The following is a 17,452-nucleotide window of genomic DNA, read 5'->3' on the forward strand; positions in this document are numbered from 1 at the left end:
GTTATATTTCGGAGAGCTTTTTCAAATGCTTTTCAGAAATTTCGTTTATTTTGTCCACTCGTAATTTATATTTTTTAGTGTCAACAAGAAAATCTGTAGTTAACCATGTATTTACGATTTCAAGTGCTATCCCTGAACCAATTATTTTTGCACCAATACAAAGGACATTTGTATTAGAATGTAAACGTGCTAATTTTGCACAAAATGGATCTTGACAAACAGCAGCATATAAACCATATATTTTATTAGCAATTAAAGCACTTCCGTACCCAACTCCGTCAATAAAGATTCCTCTATCAGCTTCACCATTAGCAACAGCTAAGGATGCAGGATAGACAAAATCGGATAAATCACTGGCTTCTTCATTATATGTTCCATAATCTTGAACCTCATATCCTTTTGTTTCTAAAAATGTTTTTATCTCTTGTTTTAAAGCAAATCCAGAATGGTCACTTGCAATAGCAATTTTCATATTTAATATAACCTCCGTTATTTTTCTAGTTTAATTAATATTAACATTTGTGAACTTCAAAAGTAAAGTAATCATTTAGAACTTAAAATTTTTACCATTATATGTTGCTACTTAACAAGGTCTTTATATTAAATTTTACGAATAGTGTGATAAAAGCTAATTTTGTGTTGAATTAATATATTATAAATGTTAAAATGAATTATTATATACACTAAACTTGCACTATTTCGTTATTATTAATTATTGGAGGGGAAATTATTTTGAAAAATCTATTCAAACAGTGGAATCAAGTAAGCCTAGTATTACGAATAATTATAGGGTTAGCTGTTGGTATTTTCTTGGCTTTAGCGATTCCACAACAAGCAAAATTCGTCATTATTTTTGGTTCTTTATTTGTTGGTGCATTGAAATCAATTGCACCTATATTGGTATTTTTCTTGATCATGTCTGCCATATCCAAACATAAAAGTGGTCATCAAACTAATATGAAATCAATTATCGTTCTTTATCTTTTAGGAACATTTTTAGCTGGACTTACAGCTGTTGTTGTAAGCTTTATGTTCCCAGTAACACTTACACTTGCAATTGCTAAAGAGGGTTTGACACCACCTGGAGGTGTTGTAGAGGTTCTTAAAGCATTGTTAATGAACGTTGTTGATAACCCAGTAAAAGCGCTTTTTAATGCCAACTACATTGGTATATTGTCTTGGGCGTTAGTTCTTGGCGCTGCATTAAAAAATGCACCGGATACCACAAAAACGATGATTACTAACTTTTCAGATGCAGTAACTCAAATAGTTAAATGGGTTATAGACTTTGCGCCACTTGGAATAATGGGGCTTGTATTTGAGGCGATTTCTACAACTGGAATGAAGGTTTTAGCTAGCTATGGGCATTTACTTGCAGTTTTGATTGGATGTATGCTTTTTGTGGCTCTTGTTGTCAATCCAATTATTGTTTACATTTATATTCGAAAGAACCCATTCCCACTTGTGTTGATGTGCTTAAGGGAAAGTGGTATTACAGCATTCTTTACACGTAGCTCAGCTGCAAATATTCCTGTAAATATGAGCTTGTGTGAAAAACTAGGTTTAGATAAGGATACGTATTCTGTATCTATTCCATTAGGATCTACAATTAATATGGCTGGAGCAGCAGTTACGATTTCTGTTTTAACACTTGCAGCAGTTACAACACTTGGAATTAAAGTGGATCTGCCTACAGCACTTATCCTTAGTGTATTGTCAGCAGTATGTGCTTGCGGTGCTTCAGGAGTGGCTGGTGGTTCGCTATTGCTGATTCCTCTAGCATGTAGCTTGTTTGGTATCCCAAATGATATTGCTATGAAGGTAGTTGGTGTAGGTTTTATCGTAGGTGTTTTACAAGACTCTTGCGAAACGGCACTTAATTCATCTACGGATGTACTTTTCACAGCATCAGCTGAATTTGCGAAGATGCGTAAAGAAGGAAAAGAGATCATTATTAATAAATAAAAACACTATATGAAGTCTGAGTTGTTGTAAGGTAAGGTTTTAATTAATTAAACCTTATAATATAATTTGAAGAGTATAAAACAATATAGTGCAAAAAAAATAGCTAGATAATTTTTAAATTATCTAGCTGTTTTTTTGTTTTTATACTATTATGCTGAGAATTATTAATAAAACTTAACAAATTTTCCAACAGGCTTTCTATAACATTATTATTATGAGAATAACTAAAAATAAAAAATAATTATGTGAATTTTTCATTGAAAGATTGACCATTTTAACTAATTTGTGTAACATTATATAAGTATTTGTAATTATATACAGGAGTTACTAAGTTTTTGGAAATGGATCCCTAAAATATTGAGAAAATTATTTATTTAAGATAAAGAATCTAAAGGAGATAAGTTATGCAAATATATAAACAATCAACATATGGAAATATAAGAGAAATTTCTATGATATTAAAGGAAGGTAATTTATGATTTCAGTAAAAAAGGTTATTAAAAATGCAGGGATATATGGTACTGTTCAGGTTTTGCAGGGAGCTATAGGATTTTTCATGCTTCGTGTATACACAGAGTATCTAACTCCTAATGATTATGGAATATTTTCTATAGTTACATCTATAACGGGTTTTCTTGGGGTGTTTTATTTGCTTGGATTAAATGGTGCTATTTCTAAATATTATTATGAGTATGAAGATGATGAGGCTTTATTTAAAAAATTTATAGGAACAATAATCACGACAATTTTAATGATTTCATTAATCTTAACTATATTTTTATTTGTTACTCATAAATTTATATTGGATAAATTTATAAAGGGAATAGACTTTTATCCATATATGGCAATTGGATTATTAACAGTAGGTCTTTCAACGCTATTTCCTATATACCAAAGTATATTACAAATGCAACATAAAGCCGAAAAATATGCGGTGCAACAATTCTCAGTGTATTTAGTAACATTGTTACTAAATATAGTTTTTATTGTGGTTATAAAGTTAGGAGTTACAGGACAATTATTAAGCCCATTTATAGTGTCTATAATAACTTTCATCTATGCATTTATAGTATTTACTAAGTTTACAAAATGGAAAATTGATAAAAAGATAATAGTGAGAAGCATGAAGTATGCTATGCCTCTGGTGCCACATTCACTAGCAGGATGGACATCGACAATGGCTGATAGATTAATACTAAATAATATTAAAGATCCTTCTGTGGTAGGGATTTACAATGCGGGATATCAATATGGAAATATAATTAACCTGGTTGCTACGGCTGTTAATAGTGCTTTTATACCATGGTTCTTTGGTATTATGAAAGACAGCAAAAATGATAAAAATCAAATTTATAGGTTTGGAACTGCTTTTATTTTACTATATTCACTAGGAGCACTTTGGTTATCAATTCTGAGCCCTTACATTTTAAAATTTATGGTTCATAAAAGCTTTTATAGTGCAGTAGATTGTATACCTTATATTGCATTTGGTTATGTTTTTAATGGAGTTTATTATTTTTTCGTTGCTGGTCTATTTTATAATGAAACAGGAACTAAATATATATTTATAGCATCAACTCTATCAGCTGCTGTAAATGTAGCATTAAACTTTTTACTTATACCAAAATATGAAATAATAGGAGCAAGTGCAGCTACTCTAATTTCATTTGCACTGTCCTCTGTTATGGTTTTATGTTTATCAAGAAGAATTAATAAAAAAGATGATCTTAAGTGGAACTATAAAAAAATATATTCTATAGTTATAATTTCTATGATTATTACATTTATAATAAAAAAAATGATGTTAAATTTTATAAGTAACTTATGTTTATTACTAATATCTACTATAATATTATATTTTGTTTCCGGATTGAAATTTAAGGATATTGTAAATCTTAAAAATAAATAGTATAAACTACATATTACTTTAGTGAAATATTATCCCCTTTAAACAAAAGTTCTTATGTTGAAGGGGATGCATATAATTATATTATTAATGGAACTCTGTAAGCACTGTAATGAATTAGGGGGAAATAATAATGGTTGAAAATGAATATACTAATATTAGGCATATAGATCTTAATTACTGGTTTAAAGAATGGCCAGTAGAAATAATTAATGGTTCTTTATTTTATGATGCGGCATGCGACAATGTTGTTCTTCAATTAAAAATATGTAATATATCAAATGAAAACATCTCATCAGTATATATTTCAGTTGAATGTTTTGACGATGCCGGCAACCCAATGAATGAAGATGGTAATACCATTAAGCATTCTTATCAGGACTTGGATGTAAAACCAAATAATACTTTTGGTGATAATGTTGCTGTACATCTTACAAATAAAAATGTAAGAAAGGTTAAATTATATGTTGAAAAGGTAGTTTATAAAAATGGAGATATTAAGGAAATAAATATAGATGAGAAAGTAAATAAAATACCTGAAAGAACAAAAATAGATGTTTTAGGAAATGTGTTAATGGGAGAACTAGATAGAATTAAGTTAGAAGAGAATCCTTACAGTATCGAGTTTATTCCAAAAGTTGTAGAAGAATTAGGATGGATATGTTGCTGTGGGAGATTAAATAAAATTTCCGCTTTAAATTGCTGCAGATGTGGACGAGATAAAGTAGGGCAGTTTAATATTATAAGAAAAGAATATTTAGAAAAGTCCTACAATGATTATCAAATCTATCAAGAAAAAATCAAGGTTGAAGAAGATATGAAACAAAAACAAAAAGTTAAAAAGATACGAATAGCTAAAATTACTTTGGCATCAATATTATTAGTCTTTATTATATTTATATCTATTAGATATATAAAACCAGCAGTAATAAAAAAACAACAATATGGAAGTGCGATAAAATTATTAGGCAGTGGCAAATATGATGAAGCATTATTGCGGTTGCAGCAAATACCTGAATATAAAGACAGTAAAACATTAATAGAAAAGGCAAATTACCAATTTGGCATGAAATTAATGGATGATAAGGATTACTGGAGCAGCATAGAAAAATTTAAAAAAGTAACAAAAACAAATGTTGAATTTTATGCTAATGCACAAAAAAATATAGAGTTATGTACAAAACAATTTATAAAATTAAATGTAACATTAGCAAATAAGGCTATAAGTGGCAAGAGATATGAGGAGGCTAACAAGTATATAAAGGAAATTGTAAAGCTTGATAGTAACAGCAGTGAGGCTAAAAATTTGAAGAGTGTCATGACTAACAAAATTGCATATTTAACCGCAATTACTTTGAGTGCTGACCATAAATATAAAGAAGCTGCAGAAACTTATGCTACATGTAGTAAATATGACATTGACATGGTAAATAACACTGAGTATATTAATGCTCTTGGAAAATATGCAGATTCATTAGTTAAAAAAACATATATAAACCAAGAAGATCCATCTAATTATTATACACTGGGTGATATAGATAACGATGGATTGCTTGAAGTAGCGGTATATGAAAGAAACTCTTCATTATTTTCAGAAATATATATTCCAAATAGTATTAAATTATTTAAGTACATTAATGGTAAATATAGTTTAATGAGTGCTGTGCAAAATGATTCCGAGGATTGTATAAAAATGAATATTTCAAAAGCTAAAGGTGATGTTAACGGATTATTTGTATCCGGTGCTATAGGGTCACATAGCGGATCACAATCTCTTTATATAATAAAAGATGGAGAACTTGTTTCAGCTCTAGATAAAAGCATAAACTCAGTTTATCCTTCTCCTATTAAAGAAATTGATGGAGGTAAAATATTAGAACTTTCCTCTTTAGAGAGGGATCCTAAAGATCCAGATTCAAGTAATATAGATGGTTCTAAAATTTTAACTTGGTATAAGTGGGATGGAAAAAGAGGGGTAACTACAGCAAAAGTGGAACAAACACATTAGTTGAAAAAATGAAGAGGGTATACCATATAATGGTATTTTCTTCTTTATAGGTTGTATTCTAAAAGAAAATTATTTAGTATCGGAACTTACTTTAAATACGTTAATATTTCTGTATTTACAACATTTTTTATTTGTTTGAGTTATTTTTGATTATCTGATACAATGAATAAAAGAATAAGAGAATAAAAAAGATATACTGATATTTGTTGATTTAAAGAATACTTGGATATAAAAGAAATTATTAAAAAACAACAATTGTAATACTTATTAAAAAAGGAGAATAATAATGGCGGCTAGAGATAGATTGGATATTATAGAAGAAATGGTGATTAATGAAAAAAAAGTAACCGTATCAAAATTGAGTCACATGTTTGATGTTACGGAAGAAACAATAAGAAGAGATCTTGAAAAGTTGGATGGAAAAGGTATAGTTATAAGAACTTATGGAGGAGCAGTACTAAATATTGAAAATAAAAGTGAGGGTATACCGTTTTTTAAGAGGGCAAGTATTAACATTGAAAGTAAACAAGTCATAGCCCGCAAGGCGCTTGAACTTATAAAAGAGGGGGCAACGTTGTTTGCAGATTCAAGTTCTACAGTGATGGAGGTATTGAAATTAATTAAGGACAGAACTGACATTACTGTCATTACAAACTCTGTAGAGGTATTGCATGAATTAAATCAATCCGATTTGAAGATATTGTCTACTGGTGGAGCTTTTAAAAAAAGTTCATCATCATTAATAGGAATTATAGCAAAAAATGCTATTAAAAATTATCATGTTGAGATAGCTTTAGTCAGTTGCAAAGGTATGGATATAAATGAAGGTATTATGGATTCTAGTGATGAAGAAGTAGAAATTAAAAAACAAATGATTGAGCAAGCTAACAATGTTATATTGTTAATAGATCATACTAAATTTGATAAATTATCGCTAGTTAAACTTTTTGATTTTAATAATATAGATTATATAGTTACAGAAAAAGAGCCAGGAATTGAGTGGAGAGAATTTCTGAAAAGCAATAATATAAAAATACTATATTAATATTATGAAAAGAGTTTGTTTTTTTAAAAATACATATAGCTCAAACAAAAAAATGCTTCCCTTAAAGTAGAAAGATTAAATAATAAAAATCTTATACTAGAAAGGAAAGCATTTTTTTGTCTAAAAGAACTAAATATACAACAGAACAAAAGTATGAAACATTAGATGCTTATGGGAATGGAAAGGCGTTCGACATAGATACCAGTTTGAAAATAACAGCTTTCAACTATATATTTTTGAACCAAAACAATAAAAGTTGTCCTAAACAAATATTAAAATGTTGACATACAACAAAATAAATATTATTATATATATGCAAGTGATTTTTAACAAAAGGTGTATACGATTTCTTTTGAAAAATATATAAATGGATTAAGTTAATATGGGTAATCAATGAAAAAGTTATTTATCCTTAATGAAAACGATTATAAAAAAACATATTGGTTATAGTTATATATTATAAAAAAATTTGTGGGGGAGATGTTTGTATGAACATGCAAAGTAATATAGGTGCTAGGATTGATCGGTTACCTACTTCGAAATGGCATTATAAGATTTTTTGGTTGATTGGGCTAGGTCTATTAATTGATGGATTTGATAATTGTTTAGGTGGAATAGTTTTAGCCCAATTAGTAAAGAATGGTTGGTCTAACAATTATTTAAATGCAGCGTTTACTTCGTCTACTATGGCTGGACTTTTTATTGGATCTCTGTTTGCAGGCTTTTCAGGGGATCATCTTGGAAGAAAATTTGCTTATCAAGTTAACCTTCTTATATTTGGAATAGCTTCTATAGCAGCGGCATTTGCAACTAATATGACTATGCTGATTGTACTTCGTGGATTAACAGGTATTGGCCTGGGGGCGGAGATTGTCGTTGGGTTTGCTACGTTTACTGAATTTGTTCAGGCGAAAGAACGTGGTAAATGGGCTGCTACATTATCATTGGTGGGGAACTGTGCACCGCCACTCGCAACGTTGATTGGGGTTATAGCAATGCCCCTTTTAGGTCCCAATTATGGTTGGCGTGCAATGTTTATTATCGGTGGAGTTGCTGCACTAGCTCTATGGGTTGTACGTCACGGGTTCCCGGAATCACCACGATGGTATGTAGCACGTGGAATGGAAGAGAAAGCAGACAATATACTCACAAATATTGAAAAAGAAATAGAACTAGAGAAGGGAATTAAGCTACCACTAGTAGCGGAACAAAAATTAAACAAATCTCGTGATGATAAAAAAATGCCTTTTACAAGTCTATTTAAGGGAGCGTTATTAAAGAGAACAATACTAGGATGTTTTGTGCTTATAGGGATGAATACAGCGCTTTATAGTATTACAACTTGGATTCCAACAATATTTGTAAAATCTGGTATAACTGTTACCAAGTCAATTATTATGACTACTTTGATTATGTTTGGAGCACCACTGGGAGTATTTATTGCAACAAGGATAATAGACAAATTTCCACGTAAGTGGATGGGGGTTACACTGTTAATTGTAATTGCTGTACTTGGGTATATTTATGCAATTCAGAGGTCTGAAGTGCTGATTGTTATATTGGGGTTTTCACTTATTCTTTTTCTCTATATGTATGTTTGTTTTGCATCGGCAGTTTATGTTCCTGAATTATGGCCAACTGAAATTCGTCTTAGGGGTTCGGGACTATGCAATTCAGTTGGAAGAGGCGTAACGATTTTTACTCCATATGGAGTGGCATGGATTATGACGAACTATGGATCGGTTGCAGTTTTTATTACGCTTGGAGGGGTGCTCGGTCTCGTTGCTTTGGTAATTGCTACTATAGGTATTGAAACTAAGCAAAAATCACTTGAAGAGATATGTATGGAAATAAAGTAATCAACAAAATTATTATGTTTATTTCATGAGTTTTTCCTGTATTCTTATTTGAAAGTTTGAATGCCTGACATTTTAGTGTGGGTTTGAGGACTTTCAGTATGTTTATTAGGAATAACTCTTTTTTTATTTGGGTGAAACCGAATAAAAATGTACTATTTTAATTATTAAATGGAAATAATATTTAAATAAAATCATATTTTAGAATGAAAATATTTGTTTAAATAAAAAAATGTTTATAACAAAATAAATTTGTTGACAACAAAGATTTATAATAGTATTATATGCGTATAGACAAAAACAAAACAAATATGAAAACGTTATATTAATTAGGAGGGATCTTATGAAAGCATTAGCAAAGTATGGTACACCAAGTCAATTTGGAAGTTATAAATGGATCGATGTTCCAGAACCCGTTTGTGGTGATGACGATATCATCATTGAGGTAAAAGCAGCAGCAATTTGTGGTGCTGATATGAAACATTACAAAGTAGAAAATGGTTCAGATGAATTTGGATCAGTAAGAGGGCATGAATTATCAGGTGAGATTGTTAAAATAGGGAAAAATATTACTCAGTGGAAACTTGGACAAAGAGTTGTTTCTGATAACACAGCCCATGTATGTGGTGTTTGTCCATCATGTGAATCAGGTGACTTCTTAACATGTCCTGAAAAGGTAAATTTAGGATTAGGATATGGTACAAATGGTGGATTTACAAAGTATTGTAAAATACCTGGTGAAATTTTAAGTATTCATAAACATACAATATGGGAAATACCAGAAAATATAAGTTATGAAGAAGCAGCTATTTTAGATCCTATTTGTAATGCTTACAAAGCAATAGCTCAACGTTCTAAATTTCTACCAGGACAAAATATTATAGTATTTGGGACAGGTCCTTTAGGACTGTTTTCGGTACAAATTGCGAAAATAATGGGGGCTGTTAATATAGTTATGGTAGGTTTGGACGATGATACTAAAGTTAGATTTGGAGTTGCGAGTGATCTTGGTGCTACACATATAGTTAATGGTTCACAAGAAGATGTTGTTGCTCGATGTCAAGAAATTTGCGGCAAAGATGGCATAAGTCTGGTTGTTGATTGTGCAGGTGCTAACATAGTATTAAAACAAGCGATTGAAATGTGCAGACCTAATGGTGAAATTGTCAGAATTGGCATGGGATTCAAACCAGTTGATTTCTGTATAAATGATATTTCAATGAAAGCGATTTCTATTATTGGGCATATGGGTTATGACACAACTTCATGGAGAAATGCTATTAATTTGTTAAAATCGGGAAAAATTCAAGTTAAACCTATGATTACACATAGATTAGGTCTTTCAGAATGGGATAAAGGCTTCGCTTTAATGGAGAGTAAGGAAGCAATCAAAGTTATTCTAACATATGATTGTGATTAAAATGAAAAAATTAATGGTTGCACCTTAATTAGGCTGTTGTTATATGTTTAAAATGGAAGAACAAATTAAAATTATTGATGTAGTAAGCGATATTCTAAAATAATGTAAAACAAAAGGAGTGAACAAAGTGGAGACAATAAAAAAACCTAATTGTGGTGCACGACTTGACCGCCTGCCAAACAGCAAATGGCATTTGTCAATATTTTCAATTGTTGCTTTTTCATTATTGGTATGCTGGAGTAATGCTATTGGTGGTCTTGTTCTGGCACAATTGAAAGAGCTAGGTTGGACAAATAACAATATAAGTGCAATATTTACTTCGCTGACGGTAGCAGGCATGTTTTTTGGTGCTCTTTTAGGAGGAATTATTGGTGATAAAATAGGACGGCGTAAAAGTGTTTTAACTTTTGAGATTATTCACATTATTGCAATGATAATTGGATCATTCTCACCAAACATGACATTTTTAATTGTTTGCCGTTTTTTTATGGGAGTTGGACTTGGTGCTTTGCTTGTAACTTTGTTTGCAGGGTTCACAGAATATATGCCTGGGCGTAATCGTGGTACTTGGTCTAGTAGAGTTTCCTTTATTGGAAATTGGTCTTATCCAATCTGTTCACTGATTGCTATGAGCATTACTCCACTTATTGCTGCAAATATGAATTGGAGAGTACAGTTTCTTGTTCCAGCTATTTTATCTATAATAGCTACAGTTATTGCCTATAAAAAATTCCCGGAATCACCGCGTTGGTTAGAAGTCCAAGGAAGATACAAAGAAGCGGAAAAGATTATGTCTGAGATTGAGATGTTAGTGGAACATCAAACTGGTAAAAAGTTGGAACCAGTTACCGATGTTTCTGCGGACAAAAAAGAAAATGTTATTCCATACTCTGCTTTGTTCAAAGGGGAACTGCTCAAACGGGTTATACTTGGGTCTTCCGTTTTGATTGCAATGAATGTGGTTCAATATACACTAATTAATTGGCTTCCTACAATATTCATGTCACAGGGCATTAATTTGAAGAATTCTATTGTATTAAATACTATGAGTATGTTTGGTGCACCTTTTGGTATTTTTATAGCTGTTCTTGTTATTGATAAAATTCCACGTAAAGTGATGGGTGTCGGATTACTTTTGATGATCGCTGTGCTTGGATATGTGTATTCCCTACAAACTAGTATGGTTATGATTACATTAATGGGATTTTGCTTAATTACATTTGTTTATATGTTTGTCTGTTATGCATCAGCAGTATACGTTCCTGAAATTTGGCCAACGGAAGCAAAACTCCGTGGTTCGGGTCTTGCAAACGCTGTTGGACGTATCAGTGGCATTGTTGCACCATTTGCTGTTGCTTATTTACTTGATAAACAAGGTGTAAAAGGTGTATTTGTATTGCTAGGTTCTGTAGCAGTAATAGTTGCAATAGTAATTGCCACTATTGGTATTGAAACAAGAGGCGCTTCTGTTGAGGCTATTGGATCAAAAGCAGAATAGTAGATTGTAAGTTTGGTAAATTTTGAAAGGGGTCGAATTGAAATGAAAAATGAAAAAAAAAATACAGAAGCTATTTTAGTTGTTCCTGGAAAGATGGAGATAAAAGAATCACAAATACCTGATCCAAAGGATGATGAAGTTCTAATTAAAGTAGAATATGTAGGAGTTTGTGGATCGGATGTTCATGGATTCGAATCGGGCCCATTTATTCCTCCATCAGATCCAAATCAAAAGATTGGGTTAGGGCATGAGTGTGCTGGTGAAGTTGTAGGAATCGGTACTAAAGTGACTAAGTTCAAAATAGGGGATAGAGTTTGCATTGAACCAGGAGTTCCTTGTGGAAAATGTAGGTTCTGTCTAGAAGGAAAGTATAATATCTGCCCGGATGTAGATTTCTTGGCAACACAGCCGAATTACAAAGGAGCATTGACAAATTATATTTGCCATCCGGAAAGTTTTACATACAAACTCCCGGATAACATGAATACCATGGAAGGTGCGTTAGTAGAGCCTGCAGCAGTGGGTATGCATGCAGCAATGAGCGCAGGTGCAAAGCCTGGCAAAAAAATTATAATTTTAGGTTCAGGTTGTATTGGGCTAATGACTCTTCAGGCATGTAAAGTTATGGGTGCAACAGAAATTGTAGTAGTAGATGTACTTCCAAAGAGACTAGAAATGGCAAAGAAATTAGGGGCTATGGAAGTAGTCAATGGTATGGAAGATGATACGGTAGTAAAATGTAAAGAAATTTTGGGCGATTTGGGAGCTGACATTGTGTTTGAAACAGCGGGTTCGCAGGTAACAGCGAAACAGACACCATTGTTGGTAATGCGTGGCGGTAAGATTATGATTGTTGGTACTATTCCTGGTGCAACACCAATTGATTTTCTAAAAATTAACCGTGAAGTAACGATCCAAACCGTATTTCGTTATGCTAATCGTTATCCAGCTACAATAGACGCAATTTCATCTGGTCGTATTGATGTGAAATCAATGGTTACTAATATTTACGATTATAAAGATGTTCAAAAAGCATTCGAAGACTCTGTTAATTGCAAAAAAGATATTATCAAGTCCGTTATAAAAATTAATTAAAAATAAAGGAGAGATTATTATGTTTGTTTCAATGAAAGATATGTTACTAAAAGCTCAGAAGGAAGGTTATGCAGTACCAAATTTCTGCATTTGGAATACTGAAATGCTACAAGGAGTTATGGATGCTACTGAAGAGGCGCAAGCACCAATTATTTTATCTTTTGGTAGTGGATTCTTAGAAAACACAGATATAGATCACTTCATAAAAATGATGGTTTCTATGGCGGATAAAGCAACTGTACCCGCTTGTATTCACTGGGATCATGGCAGAAACTTTGAAATAGTAAGTCATGCTGTTGATATAGGATATACTTCTATTATGATTGATGCATCTGCAAATGATTTAGAAACTAACATTAAATTAACAAAAGAGGTAGTTGATAAGTTCAAACCATTAGGAATTCCAATTGAGGGTGAATTAGGACATGTTGGTGCTGAGACGATTTATGAAGAAGCTATGGCTGCATACGGATATACTGATCCATCAGAAGCTGCAGAATTTTGTGAAAGAACTGGCATAGATTGCTTGGCAACTGCTATAGGAAACCAACATGGAGTTTATACCTCTAAACCAAAAATTAATTATCCCGTATTAGAAGCTGTTAGAGCGGCTGTTGATATTCCATTGGTACTTCATGGTGCATCAGGGATTTGTGATGAAGATATTAGAAAATGTATTGCCATAGGAATTACAAAAATCAACATTCATACTGAGTTATGCCAGGCGGCAATGATCGCTATTGAAGCAAATCAAGAGAGGAAGCTTCCTTATTTGAAATTGCAGCAAGAAGTTAGAAAAGAAGTTGCAAAAAGAGCAATGGAAAAAATAAAATTATTCGGATGTTATGGAAAAGCGAGGAGTTAATTGTGAATAATAAATTAGATGTAATTTGTATTGGGGCTGCAATTGTTGATATACCTTTACATCCTGTAAGCAAAAATATATTTGATAGTGAATCTTATCCTTTAGAAAAAATATGTATGACTATAGGTGGAGATGCAATTAATGAAGCTACTATAATTTCAAGGTTAGGATATAAAGTTGCATTAATGAGTCGCATTGGGAAAGATGTAGTAGGAGATTACATTCTTAAATTCTGTGAACAAAATAATATTGATTGTTTTAGTGTAAATATTGATCCAGATATTGATACTTCTATCAATGTGGGTTTAGTAACTGAAGATGGTGAGCGAACATTTGTTACAAATCGTAATGGAAGCTTGTGGAAGACCAATATTGATGATGTTGATTTTAAACGATTTAAAGAAGCGAGATTACTTTCATTAGCAAGTATATTTAATAATCCATTAATTGATGGAGAGTCACTTGTAAAGATTTTTACAGAGGCAAAGAAGAACAATATGCTAATTTGTGCAGACATGATTAAAAGAAGATTTGGTGAGGGGTTTGAAGATATCCGTGAAGCTTTAGGATATGTTGATTACTTTTTTCCAAACTATGATGAGGCTTGTTTGATAACTGGCAAAACAAATTTGGATGAAATAGCAGATGTTTTTTTAGGCTGCGGCGTTAAAAATATAATTATAAAGACTGGCAAAGATGGATGTTTTGTAAAAAATTCAAATGAAACATTAATTGTTCCTATATATAAATATTCTAAATTAATTGATACTATTGGTGCAGGGGACAACTTTGCTGCTGGATTTATTACAGCTATTTTGGATGGAAAATCACTCAAGGAATGTGCCGAGTTCGCTAACGTGACAGCATCCATTTCCGTTGAATATCTAGGGGCAACAACTGGAGTGAAAAGCAAACAACAGGTAGCTGAAAGAATGAAAGAATATATTATTTCCAAAATAGAAAACTGAAGGAGTGTTGAAATGAAAACAATGAAATTAGGAAAAACTGATATAAATATTTCAAGAATGGGTCTAGGAACTTGGCCTATTGGTGGAGGTCCTGCATGGAACGGAGACCGAGAATTACAATCATCCATAGATACTATAAGAACTTGTCCGTCCATTGGGGTTAATGTAATTGATACAGCTCCAGGTTATAATTTTGGTAACAGCGAAGTAATTGTTGGCAAGGCTTTGAAAGGTATGAAAAGAGAGGATGTTTGTTTAATTACAAAATGTGGTATAACATGGAATAGAAAAGGAAGTTTGTTTAACAAAGTAGGTGACGTACAGCTTTATAAGAATCTTTCCAAAGAATCAATTATGGAAGAGATTGAAATGAGTTTGGAGCGGTTGGGAACGGATTATATTGATGTTTACATGACTCATTGGCAATCAGTAGAGCCTTACTTTACTCCAATCAAAGAAACAATGGAAGCATTAAATGAACTAAAGGCAGCCGGAAAGATAAAAACCATTGGTGCTGCAAACATGACACCTGAACATATAAAAGAATATTTAAAGTATGGACAATTAGATTTGGTGCAAGCTAAATACAGTATTTTGGATAGAGCAATTGAACAGGATTTGGTTCCAATTTGTAGAGAAAATAAAATTACTCTTCAAGCTTACTCTCCTTTGGAGCAAGGGTTATTGAGCGGGTGCCTTCCAAGAGATTATGTTCCAACAGGGGCGCAGTGTAATAAAAAGTGGTTCCAACCTGAAAATATGCAAAAGGCAATGAATATGATGGATAGTTGGAAAGAGTTGTGCAAAAAATACGATTGTACAATAGCCAATTTATCTCTTGCATGGGTTTTGGCACAGGGTGATTTCTTTAATCTGCTAAGTGGAGCAACTACCGTAGACCAAATTAAAGAGAATGTAAAATCTGCTGAAGTTGAACTTTCAAAATCGGATGCTAGATTAATGAGAGAAATGGCAGAAGCAATTGACGACTAAAGGAGCAAATGTAGTTTTGAATTGGTATAAGTGGAACAAACACATTAGTTAAAAAGTATGAAGAGGGTATACCATATATAATGGTACCTTCTTCTTTTTTTATGATCGAAAGCAATTTGCTAATAAATATTAATATGGTAACTTTACAGGCAATAGAGTAATTGTAAAATGTCCATAAATGTGATTTTTCGGAACTGAGATGGAAAGAGCATCTACTGCATATTTAGTTTATTGATAATGTACTGCAGAAGTGAATTTTTGTATAAAAGGGGTTCCGCTTGCTGATATCAGATCTATGGTCGAAATGGCAACCTGTAAAGCAGAACGTGTTTCGTAATTAGACCCATTTTTAACACTATATCCTGAAAAGCTGTGAATCATATAATGAGCATTCTTATATTTGCCAAGGTACATCATTACATGTCCCTCTAAAAATAGTGCAGCACCTGGTTTTAGTTTATCCATTAAGGTGTATCTATTTTTTAGTGAATCATCTTTTTTAAATTTAAAAGAATTATCTTTATTAAAAAAACTATTTTCTTGTTGGTCAGCATTGCGTGGAAGTAAGAGTCCGAAACATTTATAAATTGTTAGTATAAAGCTGGAACAGTCTTTTCCGGAAAATTTATCTCCCCAATCGTATGGTGTATCGATAAATTTAAGAGCCTGATTTATTATATTATACCTTGTATATGGAAGGTTTCCATATACAAGGTCTTCAGTGTTATCTATAGTAGCATTTTTAAATATAAGGTTGCCACTGATATCACTCGTTGGATATTTTATAATATAATTATCCACTAGATTAGATTCATTATGCTTTAATAAGAACAGCTTTGTACCCATTCCACATTTTATAGTTATTGAGGGTGAGTCTTTTTCATTAATAGTTAAAGTAGCTTCTTTTGCAATAACCATTAAAAATTCTTTGCTTTTAGAATAATTTGAAATTTGTTTTTTATTTTTGGCTAATGCTATATCACTGCTTTTAACCCAACCAAAATAATTGTAAAATTTTACGAAATACCACTTTTTATCTCGACTCTTATGGAGTATTAGAACTGGTTCATAGGGAAAGGAACTTGTCTCTTGAAACCTGTCAAAATTATTTATTTTACTATCTTCTAAAGACGAAAAAATAGGGTCTTCTATGGGGAAACTTCTCACTGAAGTCTTTTTTATGCTTATACCGTACTCAATAGTAGTATAATCTTTTATTTTATTTAAATTTGTATTGCGTATAATCTCTTCAAAGTAATCAGTGGGGATTAACTTTCCATTAGAATCAAACATATCTTTAGTGAATAGTTTATATGATTGTATGAGATCAATGAGAGGTTTAGAAGCTATAGTATCCTCTTCATTATCTAAATCATATAAAGAAGGTATTGTAGATTTAAGATTATTATTAAACTTTTTAATTTCATCTATAGAAAGTATTATTTTTGTAGCGTCAGTAAGATCACGCATCCAAAAGGAAGCGGAACACATAAAATTTGGGAATATATAATCATCTTTATACATAAATACACCTCACTAGTTACATAATTATTTACATTATAATACCAATTTTAAATATAATCCATATAAAAGATGTATCAAATTAGTGCTCTAAAAAGTTATGCTCCAGCTGTTATGATTCAGAATGGTAATTGACAATTACGTAATATTTAGGTATTATTAGAATAAATATTATATTTTACAAATATAAGGCATAATATTAAGGAAATTGTTAAAAAAGGAGCCTGACAAAAATCGGGTGCTTTTTAACTTTTTTGCAATCATATTAGCAACGTGATTATCTGTAATTTAAATTTTTCACCTATCTTGTAG

The 17,452-nt window shown here is 31.7% G+C and carries 14 protein-coding genes; 12 read left to right on the forward strand and 2 right to left on the reverse strand.

The window, feature by feature from the left end:
* Position 1: 1 nt before the first annotated feature.
* Positions 2–472, reverse strand: a complete 471-nt coding sequence (gene rpiB / locus KPL54_RS10615; RefSeq protein WP_171295985.1) for a ribose 5-phosphate isomerase B — start codon at positions 470–472, stop codon at positions 2–4.
* Positions 473–732: 260 nt separating this feature from the next.
* Here rpiB and sstT point away from each other — a divergent pair, with 260 nt between their 5' ends.
* The 12 genes from sstT to ydjG all read left to right on the forward strand — a co-directional run bounded on the left by sstT (position 733) and on the right by ydjG (position 15,619).
* Positions 733–1,965 carry a serine/threonine transporter SstT gene (gene sstT, locus KPL54_RS10620; RefSeq protein WP_216106556.1) on the forward strand — a complete coding sequence of 411 codons (1,233 nt, stop codon included), beginning with the start codon at positions 733–735 and terminating at the stop codon, positions 1,963–1,965.
* Between the two features lie 475 nt (positions 1,966–2,440).
* Positions 2,441–3,874: an oligosaccharide flippase family protein gene (locus KPL54_RS10625; protein ID WP_216106557.1), complete on the forward strand. Its 1,434-nt coding sequence runs from the start codon at positions 2,441–2,443 to the stop codon at positions 3,872–3,874.
* A gap of 130 nt (positions 3,875–4,004) precedes the next feature.
* Positions 4,005–5,879 carry a hypothetical protein gene (locus tag KPL54_RS10630; RefSeq protein WP_216106558.1) on the forward strand — a complete coding sequence of 625 codons (1,875 nt, stop codon included), beginning with the start codon at positions 4,005–4,007 and terminating at the stop codon, positions 5,877–5,879.
* Between the two features lie 286 nt (positions 5,880–6,165).
* Positions 6,166–6,924, forward strand: a complete 759-nt coding sequence (locus tag KPL54_RS10635; RefSeq protein WP_216106559.1) for a DeoR/GlpR family DNA-binding transcription regulator — start codon at positions 6,166–6,168, stop codon at positions 6,922–6,924.
* Between the two features lie 116 nt (positions 6,925–7,040).
* Positions 7,041–7,208 carry a hypothetical protein gene (locus KPL54_RS10640; protein WP_216106560.1) on the forward strand — a complete coding sequence of 56 codons (168 nt, stop codon included), beginning with the start codon at positions 7,041–7,043 and terminating at the stop codon, positions 7,206–7,208.
* 204 nt (positions 7,209–7,412) lie between these two features.
* Positions 7,413–8,783 carry an MFS transporter gene (locus KPL54_RS10645; RefSeq protein ID WP_216106561.1) on the forward strand — a complete coding sequence of 457 codons (1,371 nt, stop codon included), beginning with the start codon at positions 7,413–7,415 and terminating at the stop codon, positions 8,781–8,783.
* A gap of 340 nt (positions 8,784–9,123) precedes the next feature.
* On the forward strand, positions 9,124–10,200 hold the full coding sequence (locus KPL54_RS10650; protein ID WP_216106562.1) for a zinc-binding dehydrogenase: 1,077 nt from the start codon (positions 9,124–9,126) through the stop codon (positions 10,198–10,200).
* Between the two features lie 127 nt (positions 10,201–10,327).
* Positions 10,328–11,698, forward strand: a complete 1,371-nt coding sequence (locus KPL54_RS10655; RefSeq protein ID WP_216106563.1) for an MFS transporter — start codon at positions 10,328–10,330, stop codon at positions 11,696–11,698.
* A 42-nt stretch (positions 11,699–11,740) separates the two neighbouring features.
* On the forward strand, positions 11,741–12,793 hold the full coding sequence (locus KPL54_RS10660; RefSeq protein ID WP_216106564.1) for an NAD(P)-dependent alcohol dehydrogenase: 1,053 nt from the start codon (positions 11,741–11,743) through the stop codon (positions 12,791–12,793).
* A gap of 19 nt (positions 12,794–12,812) precedes the next feature.
* A complete protein-coding gene (locus KPL54_RS10665) occupies positions 12,813–13,658 on the forward strand; it encodes a class II fructose-bisphosphate aldolase (protein ID WP_216106565.1) in 846 nt (281 codons plus the stop codon).
* Positions 13,659–13,660: 2 nt separating this feature from the next.
* Positions 13,661–14,626: a carbohydrate kinase family protein gene (locus KPL54_RS10670; protein WP_375372987.1), complete on the forward strand. Its 966-nt coding sequence runs from the start codon at positions 13,661–13,663 to the stop codon at positions 14,624–14,626.
* A gap of 12 nt (positions 14,627–14,638) precedes the next feature.
* A complete protein-coding gene (ydjG, locus tag KPL54_RS10675) occupies positions 14,639–15,619 on the forward strand; it encodes an NADH-dependent methylglyoxal reductase (protein WP_216106567.1) in 981 nt (326 codons plus the stop codon).
* A 228-nt stretch (positions 15,620–15,847) separates the two neighbouring features.
* Here ydjG and KPL54_RS10680 read toward each other — a convergent pair whose 3' ends face one another.
* The gene (locus tag KPL54_RS10680; RefSeq protein WP_216106568.1) at positions 15,848–17,143 is read right to left on the reverse strand and encodes an SH3 domain-containing protein; all 1,296 of its coding nucleotides are present in this window, start codon (positions 17,141–17,143) and stop codon (positions 15,848–15,850) included.
* Positions 17,144–17,452: the final 309 nt, after the last annotated feature.

The organism is Clostridium estertheticum (assembly GCF_018861295.1).
Classification (GTDB): domain Bacteria; phylum Bacillota; class Clostridia; order Clostridiales; family Clostridiaceae; genus Clostridium_AD; species Clostridium_AD estertheticum_D.

What these genes read in the sequence shown, in the direction of transcription:
- rpiB (WP_171295985.1), bottom strand. Translation starts at nt 472, where the DNA reads ATGAAAATTGCTATTGCAAGTGACCATTCTGGATTTGCTTTAAAACAA.
- KPL54_RS10625 (WP_216106557.1), top strand. Translation starts at nt 2,441, where the DNA reads ATGATTTCAGTAAAAAAGGTTATTAAAAATGCAGGGATATATGGTACT.
- KPL54_RS10630 (WP_216106558.1), top strand. Translation starts at nt 4,005, where the DNA reads ATGGTTGAAAATGAATATACTAATATTAGGCATATAGATCTTAATTAC.
- KPL54_RS10635 (WP_216106559.1), top strand. Translation starts at nt 6,166, where the DNA reads ATGGCGGCTAGAGATAGATTGGATATTATAGAAGAAATGGTGATTAAT.
- KPL54_RS10645 (WP_216106561.1), top strand. Translation starts at nt 7,413, where the DNA reads ATGAACATGCAAAGTAATATAGGTGCTAGGATTGATCGGTTACCTACT.
- KPL54_RS10650 (WP_216106562.1), top strand. Translation starts at nt 9,124, where the DNA reads ATGAAAGCATTAGCAAAGTATGGTACACCAAGTCAATTTGGAAGTTAT.
- KPL54_RS10660 (WP_216106564.1), top strand. Translation starts at nt 11,741, where the DNA reads ATGAAAAATGAAAAAAAAAATACAGAAGCTATTTTAGTTGTTCCTGGA.
- KPL54_RS10665 (WP_216106565.1), top strand. Translation starts at nt 12,813, where the DNA reads ATGTTTGTTTCAATGAAAGATATGTTACTAAAAGCTCAGAAGGAAGGT.
- ydjG (WP_216106567.1), top strand. Translation starts at nt 14,639, where the DNA reads ATGAAAACAATGAAATTAGGAAAAACTGATATAAATATTTCAAGAATG.
- KPL54_RS10680 (WP_216106568.1), bottom strand. Translation starts at nt 17,143, where the DNA reads ATGTATAAAGATGATTATATATTCCCAAATTTTATGTGTTCCGCTTCC.